The organism is Kaistia dalseonensis, assembly GCF_030814715.1.
Lineage (GTDB): Bacteria > Pseudomonadota > Alphaproteobacteria > Rhizobiales > Kaistiaceae > Kaistia > Kaistia dalseonensis.
Map to the genome: position 1 here is coordinate 1,075,005 of NZ_JAUSVO010000001.1, position 17,424 is coordinate 1,092,428.

The 17,424-nt window shown below is 64.1% G+C and carries 13 protein-coding genes; 6 read left to right on the forward strand and 7 right to left on the reverse strand.

The window, feature by feature from the left end; translation table 11 throughout:
- Positions 1–80 precede the first annotated feature (80 nt).
- From QO014_RS04950 to QO014_RS04960, 3 genes are all read right to left on the reverse strand, one after another.
- Positions 81–1,076, reverse strand: coding sequence for an ABC transporter substrate-binding protein (locus tag QO014_RS04950; protein ID WP_370877106.1), 996 nt, complete (start codon positions 1,074–1,076; stop codon positions 81–83).
- Positions 1,077–1,408: 332 nt separating this feature from the next.
- Positions 1,409–2,983, reverse strand: coding sequence for an amidohydrolase family protein (locus tag QO014_RS04955; RefSeq protein ID WP_266347510.1), 1,575 nt, complete (start codon positions 2,981–2,983; stop codon positions 1,409–1,411).
- A 34-nt stretch (positions 2,984–3,017) separates the two neighbouring features.
- A complete protein-coding gene (locus QO014_RS04960; protein ID WP_266347511.1) occupies positions 3,018–4,049 on the reverse strand; it encodes a nitrilase-related carbon-nitrogen hydrolase in 1,032 nt (343 codons plus the stop codon).
- Between the two features lie 186 nt (positions 4,050–4,235).
- On the opposite strand from QO014_RS04960, the gene QO014_RS04965 reads away from it, so the two are divergent.
- From QO014_RS04965 to QO014_RS04975, 3 genes are read left to right on the forward strand one after another with little or no spacing between them, the layout of a single operon-like run.
- Positions 4,236–4,931, forward strand: coding sequence for a GntR family transcriptional regulator (locus QO014_RS04965; RefSeq protein ID WP_266347512.1), 696 nt, complete (start codon positions 4,236–4,238; stop codon positions 4,929–4,931).
- A gap of 37 nt (positions 4,932–4,968) precedes the next feature.
- On the forward strand, positions 4,969–5,649 hold the full coding sequence (locus QO014_RS04970) for an SDR family NAD(P)-dependent oxidoreductase (protein ID WP_266347513.1): 681 nt from the start codon (positions 4,969–4,971) through the stop codon (positions 5,647–5,649).
- Positions 5,643–6,239: a Rossmann-fold NAD(P)-binding domain-containing protein gene (locus tag QO014_RS04975; RefSeq protein WP_266347514.1), complete on the forward strand. Its 597-nt coding sequence runs from the start codon at positions 5,643–5,645 to the stop codon at positions 6,237–6,239. The genes QO014_RS04970 and QO014_RS04975 overlap by 7 nt, the downstream gene beginning before the upstream one ends.
- A 7-nt stretch (positions 6,240–6,246) precedes the next feature.
- Here QO014_RS04975 and xdhB read toward each other — a convergent pair whose 3' ends face one another.
- The 3 genes from xdhB to QO014_RS04990 form a co-directional block, all read right to left on the reverse strand.
- Entirely contained in the window at positions 6,247–8,583 is a 2,337-nt protein-coding gene (gene xdhB, locus QO014_RS04980; RefSeq protein ID WP_266347515.1) for a xanthine dehydrogenase molybdopterin binding subunit, read from the reverse strand.
- Positions 8,583–10,046: a xanthine dehydrogenase small subunit gene (xdhA, locus tag QO014_RS04985; protein WP_266347516.1), complete on the reverse strand. Its 1,464-nt coding sequence runs from the start codon at positions 10,044–10,046 to the stop codon at positions 8,583–8,585. The genes xdhB and xdhA overlap by 1 nt, the downstream gene beginning before the upstream one ends.
- A gap of 217 nt (positions 10,047–10,263) precedes the next feature.
- Entirely contained in the window at positions 10,264–11,607 is a 1,344-nt protein-coding gene (locus QO014_RS04990) for a dicarboxylate/amino acid:cation symporter (protein ID WP_266347517.1), read from the reverse strand.
- 329 nt (positions 11,608–11,936) lie between these two features.
- Here QO014_RS04990 and QO014_RS04995 point away from each other — a divergent pair, with 329 nt between their 5' ends.
- The 3 genes from QO014_RS04995 (at position 11,937) to QO014_RS05005 (ending at position 16,339) form a co-directional block, all read left to right on the forward strand.
- On the forward strand, positions 11,937–13,724 hold the full coding sequence (locus QO014_RS04995) for a sensor histidine kinase (RefSeq protein ID WP_266347518.1): 1,788 nt from the start codon (positions 11,937–11,939) through the stop codon (positions 13,722–13,724).
- A complete protein-coding gene (locus QO014_RS05000) occupies positions 13,724–15,067 on the forward strand; it encodes a sigma-54-dependent transcriptional regulator (protein WP_266347519.1) in 1,344 nt (447 codons plus the stop codon). The genes QO014_RS04995 and QO014_RS05000 overlap by 1 nt, the downstream gene beginning before the upstream one ends.
- A gap of 192 nt (positions 15,068–15,259) precedes the next feature.
- On the forward strand, positions 15,260–16,339 hold the full coding sequence (locus QO014_RS05005) for an Ldh family oxidoreductase (protein WP_266347520.1): 1,080 nt from the start codon (positions 15,260–15,262) through the stop codon (positions 16,337–16,339).
- A 45-nt stretch (positions 16,340–16,384) separates the two neighbouring features.
- On the opposite strand, the gene QO014_RS05010 is transcribed toward QO014_RS05005, so the two are convergent.
- Positions 16,385–17,422, reverse strand: coding sequence for a C-terminal binding protein (locus QO014_RS05010; protein WP_266347521.1), 1,038 nt, complete (start codon positions 17,420–17,422; stop codon positions 16,385–16,387).
- Between the last annotated feature and the right edge of the window lie 2 nt (positions 17,423–17,424).

The following is a 17,424-nucleotide window of genomic DNA, read 5'->3' on the forward strand; positions in this document are numbered from 1 at the left end:
TTCCAAATCGTCGCCTCGATGGCGATAGGAAAGCAATTTGGGCACCACCGGCCGGGCCGGCAGTGCCCAAATTTCAGCCGCTACTGAGGCAGGTAGCTGCCGTCATAGATCAGCGCCGGGGTCAGGCCGGGCTTCATGCCGCTGTACTTTTCCAGCAGGCTGATGGTCTGCTGAATGTCCTCGGGAGCGATCCAGCCGAAGGGCTTGCCCTTGCTCGCCGCGGTCTGGCGATAGTTTGGCATCACCTTGATTTCGCCGAGGATGATCTCGCGATCGGAGTCCGGACGGGCAGCCATGATGATGTCCGCAGCGCCTTCGGGGTCCTTGTCGACATCGGCCTTGCCCTTGGTGATCGCGGCGAGGAAGCCACGGACGACGTCGGGGTTCTTGGCGAGGTAGTCCTTGCGGACGATCACGCTGCTGCCGAGGATGTTGACGCCATAGTCCGCGAAGAGGATCGGCGTCTCGATCGGCTTGATCTTGCCGATCTTGTCGCCGTCGGGATTGGCCCAGACGTTGACGAAATCGATATCGCCCTTGAGCAGCGCGACCTGCTCGCCGGTATTGATGATGATCGTCTCGACCTTCGACATGTCGATGCCGTTCGCTTCCGCAAAGGCCGTGATCATGCCGTCCTGGAGGTTGCCCGCGTCGGTGCCGAAGCGCTTGCCCTCGATATCCTTGGGCTTGAGAATGCCCGAGCCCTTGAGGGAGACGATCGACGATGGATCCTTCTGCAGGAGGCCGGCCACGGCGATGATGTCGTTGGCGCCGGAGGCCTGCTGCGCCTGCGCCGTCGCGCCGAGACCGGCAATGCCGATATCGAAGTCACCGCTGCCGACTGCCTGGATCGTACCGGTGCTGCCATTGCCGTCGACGATCTCGACGTCCAGCCCCTGCTCCTTGAAATAGCCCTTGGCGGCGGCCACGAACATCGGGGCGTCGACGCCGCCGGTGATATAGGCCAGCCGCAGGTGAACCTTCTTGAGATCCTGCGCCAATGCCGGCGAAAGGCTCACGGCGCCCATCATCGCCAGCGCTGCGAGCGGCGCTGCTGCCCGCATGAATTTGTTCATCATTTGCATTCCCCGTCCTACCCTCTCGGTGTTGGCATTCAGACGGTATGCCAAGGGAATATCTTGAGTCAATCAGCTTTGTCGCAACATTGAGCAAGATCATTGACCGCCTATTAGATAGGCAAAAAGCCTCGATGGCCGGCAGTCCCCGAGGACTGAACAACCGTCGACAAGTCCATGATTGGAAAACGAAACTCAGTCTTTAGCTTCGCCGCGAAACAAATTCCGCAGCGCCATGCGCCGTCATATTGTGCGATGTCGGCGAGGCACGAGGCGTCCCAGGCGTGGGTCCGGAGCGCGGGTGGCCCGGTCCAGACCGCCCCGCGCGTGCATCAACGACCGTTGAGCCGGTACCAGGGCGTCGGCTCCGGCAGGTCCCAGTCGCGGTAGAAATCCTCGATGAAGGGCAGGATGCGTCGCGAGAATCCGGCGCGCGCCAACTCGTCAGGACGATCGGGGCGATCGAGATCGGCACCAAGCGCCGCGAACACCGCCTCCCGATCGACAAAGGTGAAGCGGCCGTCGCGATAGACGACCCGGCCCTCGATCATCGTGGCCGTGACGTGCTCGGTCTTTGCGCGATGGATCAACGTCATGACCGGGCTGACCGTGTCGGCGGTGAACGGCCGCGTCATGCCGGCATAGTCGAGAACGACCAGATCGGCACGCTTGCCAATGGCGATCGAACCGATATCGGCACCGAAGCCCGTCGCGTTGGCGCCGTTCTCGGTCGCCATGCGGAAGATCTGGGCCGGCGTCAGCGGTGTTTCATAGAGGCCGGGAACGCAATGCAGATGCTTGACCAGCCGCATCTCCTGCAGCATGTCGCGATCATCGTTCAGTCCTGCTTCGTCGATGCCCAGCGCAACCGGGATTCCGCGCTTGAGGAATTCCTTGACCGGCGCGATGCCGCTGCGCAGTCGCAGGTTCGAACTGGCATTGTGGCAGATGCAAACGCCATGGCCGTGGATCAGGTCGAGGTCGTTCTCATCGACCCATGTGCCATGCCCGAGCGTCAAATGCGGGCCGAGAAAACCGATATCGGCGAGATGCGCCACCGAGGACTTGCCGAACCGCCGGCGCGAGAATTCCTTCTGATAGGGCGTTTCCGACAGATGCAGATGGATGCCGATCCCGTATTTCCGCGCCCATTCCGACGTCAGAGTGAGTAGGCGATCGGATGCACGCTCGAGATTGATCGGCGCCAGCCAGAGGCGGACCAAAGGGTCGCTTCGCGCGCCGAAGCGCTCGATCATCGGCTGGAGATAGTCGGTCTCGAAATCCTCGAGCCGGAAATGGGTCCGCCTCAAAAATGCCGATGCCTCCTCGCGCAGGCCCGTTGGCAGCGTGGCGATGAAGACATCATCGTCGGCATAGACAAGGCGGTGCTGGTCGCGATTGCAGCAGGCATAGCTGACGCGCATGCCGATATCGCGATAGGCCGCGATCACGGCGCTCGCATGTTCGGGCCAGCCCGTGACCGGCGCCGGCATCATGCGGCCGAGATGCTGGACCGCCGTGACGCCGGAGGCGATCAATTCGAAGGCCGAATAGAGCGTATCGAGATAGGGATCGGGGCCGCGATGCCGGATCTGGTGCGTCAACCAGAGTTCGAGCGGCAGGTCGGGACTGCCGAGTTGCACCGGCGTCATGCCGACATGGTGATGACTGTCGACAAGCCCCGGAATGACAAGACTATCGGCATTACCGATGATCTCGATGCCGGGATGCGAAGCGGAGATATCGGCAAACGGACCGATGGCCGCGATCCGGCCATCGACCTGAAGGATCGCGGCATCGTCCAGGGTCTCGACGATATCGTCGTCGAGCGCCCGCGTCAGTATATGCCGGCCGCGGACGATCGAGGTCCCGGCAGGATGGGCGCTCGCGCCCGTTCCCGTAATCATAAGGCGCGCTCCAATCCTGCTGGTATGTGAGACGTCAGTCGGCGCGCAGGACGCCTGCGGCCTCGGCATTGGCGATCGCGCGCTCATGGACCGGAACCAGGTCCGCGACCGTCTGGATCGGCGTTTCGGCCAGCGCATTGGCGGGATAGAGCTCGGCCGCCGCATAGTGCGACTTGTACATTTCCAGACGCTGGCGGAGCAGTCCGTTGCCCATGCCAGTGTCGCGCCGCGCGGCCTGAAGCGCCTCGATATCGATCATCGCCGTCACGGAGATGCTTTCCTGCGCCTCGCCATCGAAGGCCAGGTAATTGCCGTTGAAATCGATGATCTGGGAATGGCCGCCCTTCTCGTCGCCGGAGAGCGAGAAGCCGATGCCGCCGGCGACATTGGTGCTGATCAGATAGCACATATTCTCGGCCGCCCGGCAGATCTTGGCCGCCTCGGCCTTCGGCCCGATCGGTTCATTGGAAGGATGCAGCAGTACTTCGGCGCCGCGCAGCATCAGCACGCGCGACAGTTCGGGCACGCTGATCTCGCCACAGGGGAAGATCGCGAGACGTCCGAGTTCGGTATCGGCAACCGGGAAAATGCCATCCTCGCCATAGGCGGCGCGATAGGCGTCAAGAATATCGTGGGGCGACGTCCAGCTTGCCGTGTTGATACGCCGATAGCGTAGGATCACCTCACCCTTCGGGTCGAGCAGGAACGACGAGTTGAAATAGCGATCCGGCCAGAGCGGATCGACCTCGAAATGATTGCCGGCAATGTAGATGTCGAGTTGGCGGGCGACCTCGGCGAGACGATCCGTGATCGGGCCGGGGATCGTGGCGCAGGCCCGCTCGATCCAGACATCGACCGGGGTCGCGCGCGGCGGCCCTTGAAAAGCGAATTCCGGCAGCACGACGAGACGCGGCGGGGTCGGGCCGGCGCAGGCGGCTTCGATCATGGCGATGGCGTTGGCCAGGTTGCCATCGATGACGGCCCATGCCTCCTCGCGGCTCGTCGCGTTGCTCGCGACCACGCTGCCCATCTGAATGCAGGTCGCCCGCCAAGGTTGAATGGCCATTCTGTTCTCCGCCTGTCCCATTTCATGGGTTCGTTTTAGGTGTTCCATTGGAATACCAACGGCACACGCAAGCCGTCAAGCATGACGCCCGTAAACCCGCACAAATTGCCGATTGGGGTCAAAAAGCGGGATCATTGACATTTGGTATATCGATGGTCTACCAAACGACAAAGCGAGGGGCATGGAATGGATCTGGTCATACCCGTTCAGGAGGCGCGCGAGCGTTCGACTGCGGGCAGCGCAGAGGTCAGTCTCAGCGAATTCGCCTATATGCAAATCCTTGAGCTGATGCTCTCGGGCAAACTCCAGGCCGGCGCCGTCCTGCAAGAGAGACGGCTGGCTGAGATGCTATCAATCTCGCGCACGCCTGTCCGCGAAGCGCTCGGCCGTCTGGAGGCTGAATCACTCGTCTCACGGCGTCACGGACGCGTTCTCGTCGTGTCGGACGTCAGCGTCGAAAGCTATGTGAGCCTACTCGACCTCAGGCGCATCCTCGAGGTCGAGGCAGCCGCCCGCGCGACCGGGCGCATTACCGTCGAACAGGCCAAGGCCGTCGAGGTCGCGATCGACGAACTGCTGCGCGTGACCGTCATCACGCCCGCCCATCATTGGGCTGTCGACGAAATGGTGCATGGCACGATTGCCGAGGCGGCCGGCAATCCGATGGTCGTCTCCGCGATCCGCGATCTCCGGCGGCGGACCCATATCTTCAACACTTCGCGCATTCCCCATCGCCTCCTGCCCGGCGCATCGGAGCATCTGGACCTGCTTCACGCAGTGACCGGCAACGATCCAGAAATGTCGCGCCGGTTGATGGGGCAGCATCTCGACAATGTGCGCGATGCGATCATCGATTTCATTCTGGGAACGCGCCGGTCATGACCGGCGGCGGCCGGAGCGCGGTGAAAGGCAGTCTGACGTGAGTACCATTCTGATCGCGGGCGCCAGTCGCGGCATTGGTCGCGAATTCGTGCGGCAATTGCTTGCGCGAGGCTGGCGCGTGCTGGCGACAGCGCGAGACCGGGCGGCTTGCACGGCGCTCGCTGAACTCGGCGCCGAGCCCTTCATCCTCGACATCACCGATGACGGCTCCATCGCCGCGCTCGCCGAGAAACTCGCCGGCGTTCCCCTCGATGCCGTGCTCGCCAATGCCGGCATTTCCGGCGATCAGGCCATGCCGATGGAAGCCGTGACATGGGCCGAGATGCACGGCGTGATGGATACCAACACGCTCGGTGCCGTGCTGCTGGTTGCGGCGCTGAAGCCCAATCTCCTGTCCGGCGAGCGGCGGCTGGCGCTCGGCATGTCCAGCCTGATGAGTTCGATCTCATCCAACAATTGGGGCACGCAATATTGCTATCGCGCCTCGAAGACGGCGCTCAATGCGATGTGGCGTTCGCTGGCCGACGAATGGTGCGGCGACGGCATCACCTGCGCGCTGCTGCGCCCCGGCTTCGTGAAGACCGACATGACCAGCCATAGTGATCGCGGCCTTGATGTCGATGTCAGCGTCGCCGGCATGGTGGGCGTAATCGAACAGCTCGGCATAGCCGATACGGGTCGCTGCATCGGCTATGACGGGAAGGACGTGCCATGGTGAGCGGGGCGAATTCAGCGGCGCATGTCGTGATCGTCGGGATCGAAACGCCGATCGGCGCCACACTTGCCGGCCTCTACCAGAGCACCGGCGCAAACGTGACCGGTTCGAGCCTTGATGGCGACATGGAGACGGAGGCCGCGCGCCTCGGCGAGAAACCAATCGACATCGTGATCTTCGCCGATGCCTTCAACGCACCAGCGCGCAATGCAGTCGAACTCGAGCGAAGCGATTTCGAGGCCGGATTATCTCGGCTGGCCTTCAAGCCGTTATGGCTTGCCAATCGGCTCAGATCCGCCCTCTCCGCTTCCGACGGACCCGGCAAGATCGTGCTCGTAACCCGCACCGCCGCCACGATGACCGAGCCGGATCCGGCAGGCAGCTATCTGGAGCGCCCCTTCCGTGCGGCGGCGCATGCGCTCTGGAAGTCCATGTCGGTCGAATGGCAGCCGCTCGGTATCGACTGCCTCGTCATCGCAATCGACGACGCCACGACAGTTAACGCCGATCTGCTCACTACGATCGCCGATACCAGCGTGTCGCCCGAGGGCTGCGTGCTGCAGGACGCCGCGGGCAAGCCCCTCGGCTGGTAGGCGCCGCTCAGCTGCCGCGAGCCAACCGTTTCAGACGCTCGATCGTCAGCAGGACACGCTCGGGCGTCGCCGGGGCGTCCATGCGCGGCGCGATCCGATAATCGGCGACGCTGGCGGCAGCCATGCCCAGCGCTTCGAACACCGAGAGCGCCAGCATGAAGGGCGGCTCGCCAACCGCCTTCGAACGGCCGATCGTCGGCGCGCGGTTCTCCGACCACTCCGCCAGACGGACATTGAAGATCCTCGGCACGTCGGAGACGACGGGAATCTTGTAGGTCGATGGCGCATGGGTCCGCAATTGGCCCTTGGCGTCCCACCAGAGCTCCTCGGTCGTGAGCCAGCCCATGCCCTGGATGAAGCCACCCTCGATCTGGCCGATATCGATCGCCGGATTGAGCGAGCGGCCAACGTCATGCAGGATATCGACCCGGTCGACCATGTATTCGCCGGTGAGCGTGTCGACAGTGACCTCCGAGCAGGACGCGCCATAGGCGAAATAGAGGAACGGCTTGCCTCGGCCGGCGTCGCGGTTCCAAGAGATGCCCGGCGTCTTGTAGAAGCCGGCGGCCGAGAGCTGGACACGGCCGAGATAGGCCTGCTCGGCAAACTGAGCCCATGAAAAGCGCTTGTCGCCGACGACCACTGCGTTCGGCTCGAACAAGACGGCGCCCGCGGCGACGCCGTATTTCTCCGCGGCGAATGCGATGAGCCGGTCGCGGATCTGCTGCGCCGCGTTTTCGGCCGCCATGCCGTTCAGGTCCGAGCCGCTCGATGCTGCCGTCGAGGACGCGTTGGGGACCTTGTCGGTCGCGGTCGCCGAGACCTTCACGTGCTCGAGGTCGATCTGGAACACGTCGGCCACGACCTGGGCGATCTTGGTGTGGAGCCCCTGCCCCATCTCGGTGCCACCATGGTTCAGATGGACCGACCCGTCGCGATAGACGTGAACGAGCGCGCCGGCCTGGTTCAGCGCCAGCATGGTGAAGCTGATGCCGAATTTGAGCGGTATCAGCGCGATGCCGCGTTTCAGGATCGGCGATTTCTCGTTGAAGGCCAGGATTTCGGCGCGGCGCCGCGCATAATCCGCGCTCGCCTCCAATTCGCCGACCAGCCGCTCCAGGATGTTGTCGGTGATGGTCTGGTGATAGGGCGTGACGTTGCGCTCGGCCTCGCCATAGAAATTCGCCTTGCGGATTTCGAGCGGATCCTTGCCGAGCGCGTAGGCGATGTCCTCGATCCAGCGCTCGCAAGCGAGCATGCCCTGCGGCCCGCCATAGCCACGAAACGCCGTATTCGAGACGGTATTGGTGCGAAGCGGCAGCGAGCGGACGCGCACCGCCGGATAGAAATAGGCATTGTCGGAATGGGTCAGCGCGCGATCGGTGACGCCGCGCGAGAGATCGGCCGAATGGCCGCAGCGCGCCGCAAAAACGGCGTCCACCGCCTCGATCCGGCCTGCATCGTCGAAGCCGACATCATAATCGACAACGAAATCGTGTCGCTTCCCCGTCATCTTGATGTCGTCGTCGCGATCCGGGCGGAGCTTCACAGCGCGCTTGAATGTCCGTGCGGCGATGGCAACAATGCAGGCGAAGAGATTGCTCTGCGATTCCTTGCCGCCAAAACCGCCGCCCATGCGCCGCACGATGATGGTGACGGCATTGTCGGCGACGCCGAGCACGCGCGCCACCATGCGTTGCACTTCATCAGGATGTTGCGCGCTCGAATGCACGACCATGTCGCGATCCTCGCCGGGAATGGCGAGCGCGATCTGGCCTTCGAGATAGAAATGCTCCTGCCCGCCGATGGTGATCGATCCGGCGACACGGCGCGGTGCATCGGCCAGGCCGGCAACGACATCGCCACGCTCCAGCGTCAGTCCAGGCGTCACCAGCGCATCACCGGCAAGGCGGGCGGCGGCGACGTCGAGCACGGGCGGCAGTTCGCGATAGGTGACCTTCGCCAGGCGCGCCGCACGGCGAGCAGCTTCGCGCGTCTCCCCGAGCACGACGAAAAGCGGCTGGCCCGAGAAGGTGACTTCGCGCGCGGCGAAGACCGGCTCATCATTCTTGTGCGACGGGCTGATATCGCGTTCGCCGGGAATATCATCCGCCGTCAGCACGCCGACGACCCCCGGCGCCGCACGCACGGCATCGAGGTCCAGCGTGACAATCTCGCCATGGGCGATGGTCGAGAGCCCGAGATAGGCGTGCAGCGTGCCGGCCGGCTCGATCAGGTCGTCAATATAGTCAGCGCTTCCGGCAACGTGCTTGTGGCCGGAATCATGCCGATGCGGCTGGCTCATGCCGCCAATGATCGCCTTGCGCTCGACGAGCGTGTCCATCAGGCCACCTCGTGCCGCAGGATGTGTATTTCGTGCCCGCCCTGCATTTCCAGGAAGAAGCGTGACAGAAGGTTCTTTGCCACCAGCATGCGGTATTCGGCCGATGCGCGCCAATCAGACAGAGGCTGGAAGTCCTCTTCAAAAGCGGGCAAGGCAGCCTCGATGGTGGCCATCGTCCATGGCGCACCGATGAGCGCCGCTTCGACCGCCCGCGCTCGCCTGGGTGTCGCCGCCATGCCGCCATAGGCGATCACGGCGTCGCTGATCACGCCACCCTCGACGCGGATCCGGAACGCGCCGAGCACGGCCGTGATATCCTCGTCGCGCCGCTTGCTGATCTTGTAGGCGGCGAAGAATGTGTCAGCGGCCGGGATGGGAACGGCGATGCTTTCGATGAATTCGCCTTTCGCCCGATCCTGCTGGCCATAGGCGATGAAATAGTCTTCGAGCCTGACCGTTCGCCGCGTGTTCCCTCGGCGCAACGTGATTTCGGCGCCCAGCGCGATCAGCGGCGGTGGCGTATCGCCGATCGGCGAGCCATTGGCGATATTGCCGCCAATCGTGCCCATATTGCGAACCTGCCCGCCGCCGATACGGTCCAAGAGCGGAACCAATTGCGGGATGTGCGCGGCAATGGTGGCGAACGCCCCGCTATAGCTGACGCCGGCACCGATGCGGATGATGTCGCCGTCGACCGCGATCTCATCCATCAGGCCTCTGATGAAGACGACTGGCGCGATATCGCGCATGAACTTGGTGACCCACAGCCCAACATCGGTCGATCCGGCGACGAGCGTGGCGCCCGGCATGTCCAGCAGGATATCCGCGAGATCGTCGACATCAGCCGGAATGACGAACTGTCCCTTCGGCGTCTCCACAACGACCCGATGCCCGTCCTGAAGCGCCTGCAGCCTGCCGCGCATGGTCTCCCGCTCGACCTCGATCGTGTCGGTGGCGGCATCGCCATAATGGGAGATCGCAGCGGCCGCGCGCACGATCGGCGCATAGCCTGTGCAGCGACACAGATTGCCCTGCAGCGCCGTTTCGATCTCCGGCAATGCAGGTTCGGGATTGGTCAACCAGAGCCCATAGAGCGACATGACAAAGCCGGGCGTGCAGAAGCCGCACTGGCTGCCATGATAGTCCACCATGGCCTGCTGCACCGGATGCAGCGATCCATCGGCGCGCGCCAGATGCTCGACCGTCACCACGTGACAGCCATCCAGCGATCCGACCAGGCGGATACAGGCATTGATGCTCTCATAGACCAATCCGGCCTCGTCGAGCCGGCCGACCAGCACCGTGCAGGCGCCACAATCGCCCTCCGCGCACCCCTCCTTGGTTCCGCGCATCACGCGGTCGAGCCGGAGGAAGTCGAGCAATGTCCGATCGGGCGCGACGTCGGACAGGGTGACGAGGCGATCGTTCAGGTAGAAACGAATATGGGAGCGAATGGGTGGCACAGTCGATCATCCCATGGAATGCCTATGGTACGGCATTGGTATTCCACGATATCGACCTTGGCAAGACGAGATGACCGGCGCGATGGCGCGCAGAGCTGAACGCTTCTCAACAAGGAACCCGGCTTTGGGCGACGAACGAACCTGGCCGAGGTCTGTAGACGAGGCGATCCGCCCTGCATGACAGGGCGGATCGATGATGGGTCCGACGTGGTTCACCCTATTCGGCGGGAATAGCGACCGGGCCGATCGGCGCGTCGATGAGATCGCCATCGACCAGCTTGCCCGCCAGCGCAAGGCGCAGCTGCTCTTCGTCGAGCTCTCCCTCCCAACGGGCCACGACGATGGTCGCAACCGCATTGCCGACGAAATTGGTGATCGCGCGGCATTCAGACATGAAGCGATCAATGCCGAGGATCAGCGCCATGCCGGCAACCGGGACCGAGGGAACAACAGAGAGCGTCGCGGCGAGAGTGATGAAGCCCGCCCCGGTGATACCCGCCGCGCCCTTGGAACTCAGCATCGCGACGAGCAGAAGCAGGATCTGATCGCCGAGGCTCAAATGGATGCCGGTCGCCTGCGCGATGAACAGGGCGGCGAGCGTCATGTAGATGTTGGTGCCGTCGAGGTTGAAGGAATAGCCGGTCGGGATGACGAGGCCGACGACCGATTTCTTGCAGCCAGCGAGCTCCATTTTCTCCATCAGGCTCGGCAGCGCCGCCTCGGAGGACGACGTGCCGAGGACGAGCAGGATCTCTTCCTTGATGTAGCGCAGCAGGGCGAAGATCGAGAACCCGTTATAGCGGGCGACCGCGCCGAGCACGATCGACACGAAAAGGAACGACGTCAGGTAGAACGTGCCGATCAGCATGGCGAGATTGGCGACCGAGCCGATGCCGTATTTGCCAATGGTAAAGGCCATCGCCCCGAAGGCGCCGATCGGCGCGGCCTTCATCAGCATCGCGACAAGGCGGAACATCACCTGCGACAGGGAGTTGAACACCGCCATCACGGGTTCGCCATGGTCGCCGATCGCAGCCAGCGCGATACCGAACAGAACGGCGAAGAACAGCACCTGCAGGATATCGCCATTGGCAAGCGCGCTGACCGGCGTCGTCGGGATGATGTTGGTCAGGAAGCCGATGATCGTCTGGTCGTGCGCCTTGGCGGCATAGTCCGCGACGGCCTTGGGATCGAGTGTCGTCGGATCGATGTTGAGGCCGGCGCCGGGCTGAACGACATTGCCGACGAGGAGGCCGATGGCGAGCGCGAACGTCGAGAATGTCAGGAAATAGAGCATCGCCTTGCCGGCGACTCGGCCGACCTTGCCGAGATCGCGCATGCCGGCAATGCCGGTCACGACGGTCAGGAAGATCACCGGTGCGATGACCATCTTGACCAGCTTGATGAAGGCATCGCCCAGCGGCTTCATGTCGGCGCCGAGGCTCGGATAGAAATGGCCGAGCGCGATGCCGGCAGCGATCGCGATGATCACCTGGAAATAGAGATGCTGATAGATCTTGCGAGGGGCGGCATGAGCCGGTGCGAGAATGGCGTGCGCCATCGGGGTTGTCCTCTTTCTCGGCCCGTCGACGCTTCGTTGCCTGGAGCGTCGTGAGGAACCTGATGGTTTGATCGGTGCCGGCGCAGTCCCACGCCGCAAGCACAGATCCTTGCGCAAGGCGCATGCCAGCCTCCCGATTGGCGCGGGTCTCGTTCAACTAATTGATTTAACGCGATTATTTATTGTGGCATCGAAAGGTCATTGACGGTCCGTGTGGATTTCCGCACATATCGTCATGATCGATGTGCGGCATTCCGCACGACGCTGGCTGCGCGAGGCCGATATTGACCGCACAGGTGCATGCGCGCCCGTCACGATGGAGCCGGCTCTTGCCGAGGCTTCTTCTCATCGTCCTCGCGCTCGTTTTGCTCATTGGCCTCGATCGCTTTGCACGCTTCGGCGCGGAGCGCTGGGCCCTCTCCCAACTTCGTACGGACGCGCAGGCGGCGGCGGAACTGCGCGTGTCGCTGGTGCGCAGCGAAATCGAGAAGCAGCGCACTCTTCCGATCGTCCTGGCACAGGATCCCGATATGCGCGCGGCCCTGGAAAGCCGAGACGCCGCGCGGCTCGATGCGCTCGACGCCAAGTTCGAGCAATTGGCGATCGGCACGCGGGCCGGCGCGATCTATCTGCTCGACAACAAGGGCGTCGCGATCGCCGCCAGCAATTACCGGACGGCCACGAGCTTCGTCGGCAGCAATTACGCGTTCCGTCCCTATTATCTGAGGGCCATGGCGGAAGGCAGCGCCGAACATTTCGCCTTCGGCACGGTCAGCAAGCGCCCCGGCCTCTATCTGACGCGCCGGCTCGATGGTCCGAACGGACCGCTCGGCGTGCTCGTGGTCAAGGCCGAATTCGAGGCGATCGAGGCCGATTGGCGTCGTTTCGTCGAGCCCACCTTCGTGACGGACGATCGCGCGATCGTGCTCGTCACCAGCGTGCCGGAATGGCGCTTCCAGACCACCGGGACAATCCCCTCCGAGCAAAAGGCAGAGATCCGGACGAGCCTGCAATTCGGCGATGCCGAGCTGACGCCGCTTCCCATCACGGTCGATGATGCCGCTTCGGCTACCATTCGCGCCAAGCTGCCCGCTGACCCACGCGGGCGCCAGTTCGTCGAGGCCACGGCCGCCGTACCGACCACCGACTGGATGCTGCATGTGCTGGCGCCGACGGAGGCGGCGGTCAATCTCGCCACGGCGGCTGGGCGCTCGCTCGCCCTGCTTGTCGGCGTGCTCGGACTGGGCGCTGCCGGGTTCTGGCTGCTGCGGCGACAGAGACTCTTGGGCGAACAGACCCGACAGGCGGCGATGCGCCGTGATCTCGAAGAGCGTGTCGCAGCACGCACGGCCGAACTCAGCGCCGCCAATGACCAGCTCCGAGCGGAGATGGCCGAAAGGCGGCGCGCGCGTCTCGCCATGCAGGCCATGCAGGACGATCTTGTCCAGGCGAGCAAGCTCGCCGTGCTCGGCCAGATCGCGGCCAGCGTCGCCCATGAGGTCAACCAGCCGGTTGCTGCCATCCGCACCTTCGCGGAGAACGCCGAGTTGCTGCTCGCCCGGGGCGATACCGGAATGGTGCGCAGCAATCTCTCGACCATCACCACGCTCACCGAGCGGATCGGCGCCATTACCGGAGAATTGCGGGCCTTCGCGCGCAAGACACCCGGCGAGGTCGAGCACGTCTCATTGCGGGGAGTGATCGACGGCGCCCATCTGCTCGTCGGCCATCGCCTCCGCGAGCAGGAGATCGCGCTTTCGGTCGAAATGGCGGAAGCGGACATCATCGTGGTGGCCGCGCGGGTTCGGCTGGAGCAGGTCTTCGTCAATCTGCTGCAAAACGCGATCGAGGCGCTCTCAGGACAAACCGACGGGCGCATACGCATTGATGCCAGGACGGAGGGCGAGCGTGTCACCATCATCGTCGCCGACAATGGCCCCGGCCTGCCGCCGGAAGTCATGAGTGAACTGTTCATGCCGTTCACCACGACGAAACCGAAGGGATTGGGCCTCGGGCTGGTGATCTCAAACGACATCATCGCCGAATGTGGCGGCACCTTCGTCGCGGAAAATCGCGATGGTGCCGTCTTCACGATCACACTGCCGAGGGCACTCTGATGGATGTCGCGTTCATCGATGATAACGAAACGCTGCGCGCCGCCAACGTCCAGGCCCTGATGCTCGCGGGGCTCACCGTCGTGCCCTATGCATCCGCCATGGCCGTGCTCGATGCCATCGACGCCGACTTTGCCGGTGTCGTGGTGAGCGATGTGCGCATGCCACGCATCGATGGGCTCGAACTGTTCCGCCGCCTGAAGCGGATCGATCCAGACCTTCCGGTCATCCTCATCACCGGCCATGGCGACATCGCGATGGCGGTCGATGCGATGCGCGAGGGTGCTTATGATTTCCTGGCCAAGCCCTATGCCATCGACCGGCTGCTCGGCAGCGTTCGACACGCGCTCGAAAAGCGTCGGCTGATTCTCGAAAACCGCGCCCTCCACCGGGCCGCCGAAGCGTCGAACGACGACATGCCCCTGCTCGGTGCAACGCCGGCCATGATGCGACTGCGGCAGACCTTGCGCCAGATTGCCGACGCCGATGTCGACGTACTCGTCGAAGGCGAGACCGGCAGCGGCAAGGAGGTCGTGGCCAATACCCTGCACCGCTGGAGCCATCGCGCAGCCCGGCCCTTCGTGGCGGTCAATTGTGGCGCTCTGCCGGAGACGATGATCGAGAGCGAGCTGTTCGGTTACGAGGCGGGCGCCTTCACGGGCGCGGTCAAGAAGCGCATCGGCCGGATCGAGCATGCGCATGGCGGCACGCTGTTCCTCGACGAGATCGAGGCGATGTCGCCCGCGCTCCAGGTCAAGCTGCTGCGCGTGCTGGAGGCGCGGGAAATCACGCCGCTCGGCGCCAATGATCTGCGTCGGGTCGATATTCGCGTGGTCGCCGCGTCGAAGGCCGATCTGCATCAACTGGTGCGCAAGGATCGTTTTCGGGAGGATCTCTATTACCGACTGCACGTCGCCACCGTCAGCATCCCGCCGCTGCGCGAGCGACGTCCGGACATTCCGCTTCTCTTCGGGCATTTCCTGGCCCGCGCGGCGAAGCGCTTTCGCCGGGACCCGGCCCCGATCGGCGAGACGGTCTGGCGCCGCCTCGACCAACACGATTGGCCCGGCAATGTCCGTGAACTCGCCCATTACGCGGAACGCGTCGCTCTTGGCCTGACCGACGAGCCCACCGCGCCCGAGCCCCTCCCGTCACCGGCCATCGCCGGCGGGACGCTCCCGGAGCGGGTCGACGCCTATGAGGCCGATCAGATCCGCGCCGCGCTGACCGCCAACCGGGGCGATGTGCAAGCGACCGTCAAGGCGCTCGGCATCCCGCGCAAGACCTTCTATGACAAGCTGCGCCGACATGGCATCCACCAGTCGGCATTCAGGGCGCCCCGGTAGCGCCGGACCTTCGCGGCGGAAGCCCGCTCGCGCCGGCCGGTCGGCGTCCCGGCCGTTGCGATTTCGTCTTCAAAATGCTGGTCGTCGCCACGACGACATTCCATTGCGAGCCGGATTGGGCTAACCAACATAGTATTATAATAATAGCCGCTCGACGGGGCCGTATGAGCGGTTTCTGGTTGGGGAAATGCCTTGGCTCTGGAAAGCATCGATGGCGTGCGCGTCCCTGCACGCGACCTCTCTCCGTTCGTGATCGACATCTTCAAGGCCGCGGGCGCGGATCAGCCGAGCGCCGAGGCGGTCGCAGCGGCCGTGGTCGACGCGTCTGCGCGGGCGTTCGACACGCATGGCGTCCGACTGGTTCCCTTCTACATGCGCGGTCTCGAAGGCGGGCGGATCAACAGCGCCCCGCATCTCGACATCACGCGGAAGGCACCGGCTGTCGCCCATGTCGATGCCGATGACGGCTTCGGTCATCTCGCAAGCTATCGCGCCATCGAGGAGGGTTGCGCCATCGCAGCCGAAACCGGCGTGGCCGTCGTCACGGTCGGGCGATCATCCCATCACGGCGCAACCGGCTGCTACACGAGGACCGCCGCGACCAAGGGCTTTGCGGCGATCGGCATGACCCATGCCGACAGCGCCGTCATACCCTTCGGCGGGACGAAGGCGTTCTTCGGCACCAATCCGCTGAGCTTTGCCATTCCGGTTGCAGGCGAAGACCCGATCCTTCTCGACATGGCGACCAGCGCCATACCGTTCAATCGCGTCCAGCTTCGCCAGGCGACGGGGACACCCCTGCCCGAGGAGGTCGCGATCGACAAGAACGGTGCCTTCACGACGGATCCCAATGCGGCGGTCGCGGTCGGACCCGTCGGCGGCGCGAGGTTCGGCTATAAGGGCAGCGGGCTAGCCACGATGGTCGACCTGCTCTGCTCGGCCTTCACCGGCATGGCGCATGGCCGGGCGCTCGCGGCGTTCGGTGGGCCGGATTTCGCCACGCCGATCCCGATCGGACACTTCTTCATTATTCTGTCGCCTGCCCTCTTCCAGACGCTCTCGCTGTTCGATGCGCGGATCGCCTCGTTCCTGGCCGATCTCAGGGCACAGCCGGGCAAGGACGGACGAACCGTTCACGCACCCGGCGATATCGAAAAGGCGGAGGCACGGCGCCGCCTGACGGAAGGGCTGCCGATCGATCGCGTCACCTGGGCGGCGCTTTCGGATTTCAGCACGCGCTTTGGCGTTGCCTTGCCACTGACGATCAGTTGATGGAGGGCGGAGGACCGGCACCGGTCCTCCGCCTGCTTGCCGGCGTCAGGACGCCTTGCGGATCGACACGGCTGGCTTCAGAAACTCGCGATTGACGCAGTTGGTCAACCGTCCCTCGTTCAGATAGGCGAGGATCACCTCCACCGCCTTGCGCTGCATGTCCTTGATCGCATCGGGACTGTAGAATGCCGCGTGCGGCGTGAGGATCAGCCGGCCCGCGAGCCATGGCTCGCCGCTCGTCCAGGCCTTGACCAGCGGATGATCCTTATCGGCCGGCTCCTGCGGCAGCACGTCGAGCCCGGCACCGGCGACGCGTCCATCGCGAAGCGCGGCATGGAGAGCATCGAGATCGACGATCGGGCCACGCGCCGTATTCACCAGAATCAGCCCGGGCTTGGCGGCGGCGAAGGCTGCCGCGCCGACGAAGCCCCGCGTCTCGTCGTTGAGCGGCGTATGCACGCTGACGACGTCGCTTTGAGCCATCAAATCGGCGAGGCTGTGCACGCGGTCATAGCCGACTGACAGCTCGGCGCCGTTCGGCAGATAGGGGTCGTAGAACACGACCTTCATGTCGAAGGCAGCAGCGCGGCGCGCGGCGGCCAGGCCAATCCGGCCGAGGCCGATCACGCCGAATGTCGCCCCCTTGTGGCGACGGATGAGCGGCGCGGCGGCAAACCGCCAGTTGGCGACGGGATCGCGCTTCAATCCCTCGCCATAGGTCGATGTTCCGCGCGTCAGCGACAGCATCAGCGCGAGCGCATGGTCGGCAACTTCGGTGGTGCCGTAATCCGGCACGTTGCAGACCGGCACGCCGCGGGCGCCCCAGCCCGCGAGGTCGAGATTGTCGTAGCCCACGCCCTCGCGGACAACGATCCGGACGCGCTCGAAATCATCGAGATCGGCCGGCACGAGATGTGTCGCGGAGCAGTTGATCAACGCGTCGGCCGCAGCGCTTCGTTCGCGCGCGATCCGATAGGCTGGATCGGTTGGGATGGGATCGATATCGAAATCGACCTTGCCGCCGAAGAGCTTCCGCAGTTCCTCGTTCTCCGGCGGATACCAATTGACCTTGAATATGCGCATAG

Bases quoted from the DNA above. Each gene is read 5' to 3' on its own strand.
- QO014_RS04975 (WP_266347514.1), top strand. From the start codon at position 5,643: ATGGTGAGCGGGGCGAATTCAGCGGCGCATGTCGTGATCGTCGGGATC.
- QO014_RS04960 (WP_266347511.1), bottom strand. From the start codon at position 4,049: ATGGCCATTCAACCTTGGCGGGCGACCTGCATTCAGATGGGCAGCGTG.
- xdhB (WP_266347515.1), bottom strand. From the start codon at position 8,583: ATGGACACGCTCGTCGAGCGCAAGGCGATCATTGGCGGCATGAGCCAG.
- QO014_RS04965 (WP_266347512.1), top strand. From the start codon at position 4,236: ATGGATCTGGTCATACCCGTTCAGGAGGCGCGCGAGCGTTCGACTGCG.
- QO014_RS04950 (WP_370877106.1), bottom strand. From the start codon at position 1,076: ATGAACAAATTCATGCGGGCAGCAGCGCCGCTCGCAGCGCTGGCGATG.
- QO014_RS05000 (WP_266347519.1), top strand. From the start codon at position 13,724: ATGGATGTCGCGTTCATCGATGATAACGAAACGCTGCGCGCCGCCAAC.
- QO014_RS05010 (WP_266347521.1), bottom strand. From the start codon at position 17,422: ATGCGCATATTCAAGGTCAATTGGTATCCGCCGGAGAACGAGGAACTG.
- QO014_RS04990 (WP_266347517.1), bottom strand. From the start codon at position 11,607: ATGGCGCACGCCATTCTCGCACCGGCTCATGCCGCCCCTCGCAAGATC.
- QO014_RS04955 (WP_266347510.1), bottom strand. From the start codon at position 2,983: ATGATTACGGGAACGGGCGCGAGCGCCCATCCTGCCGGGACCTCGATC.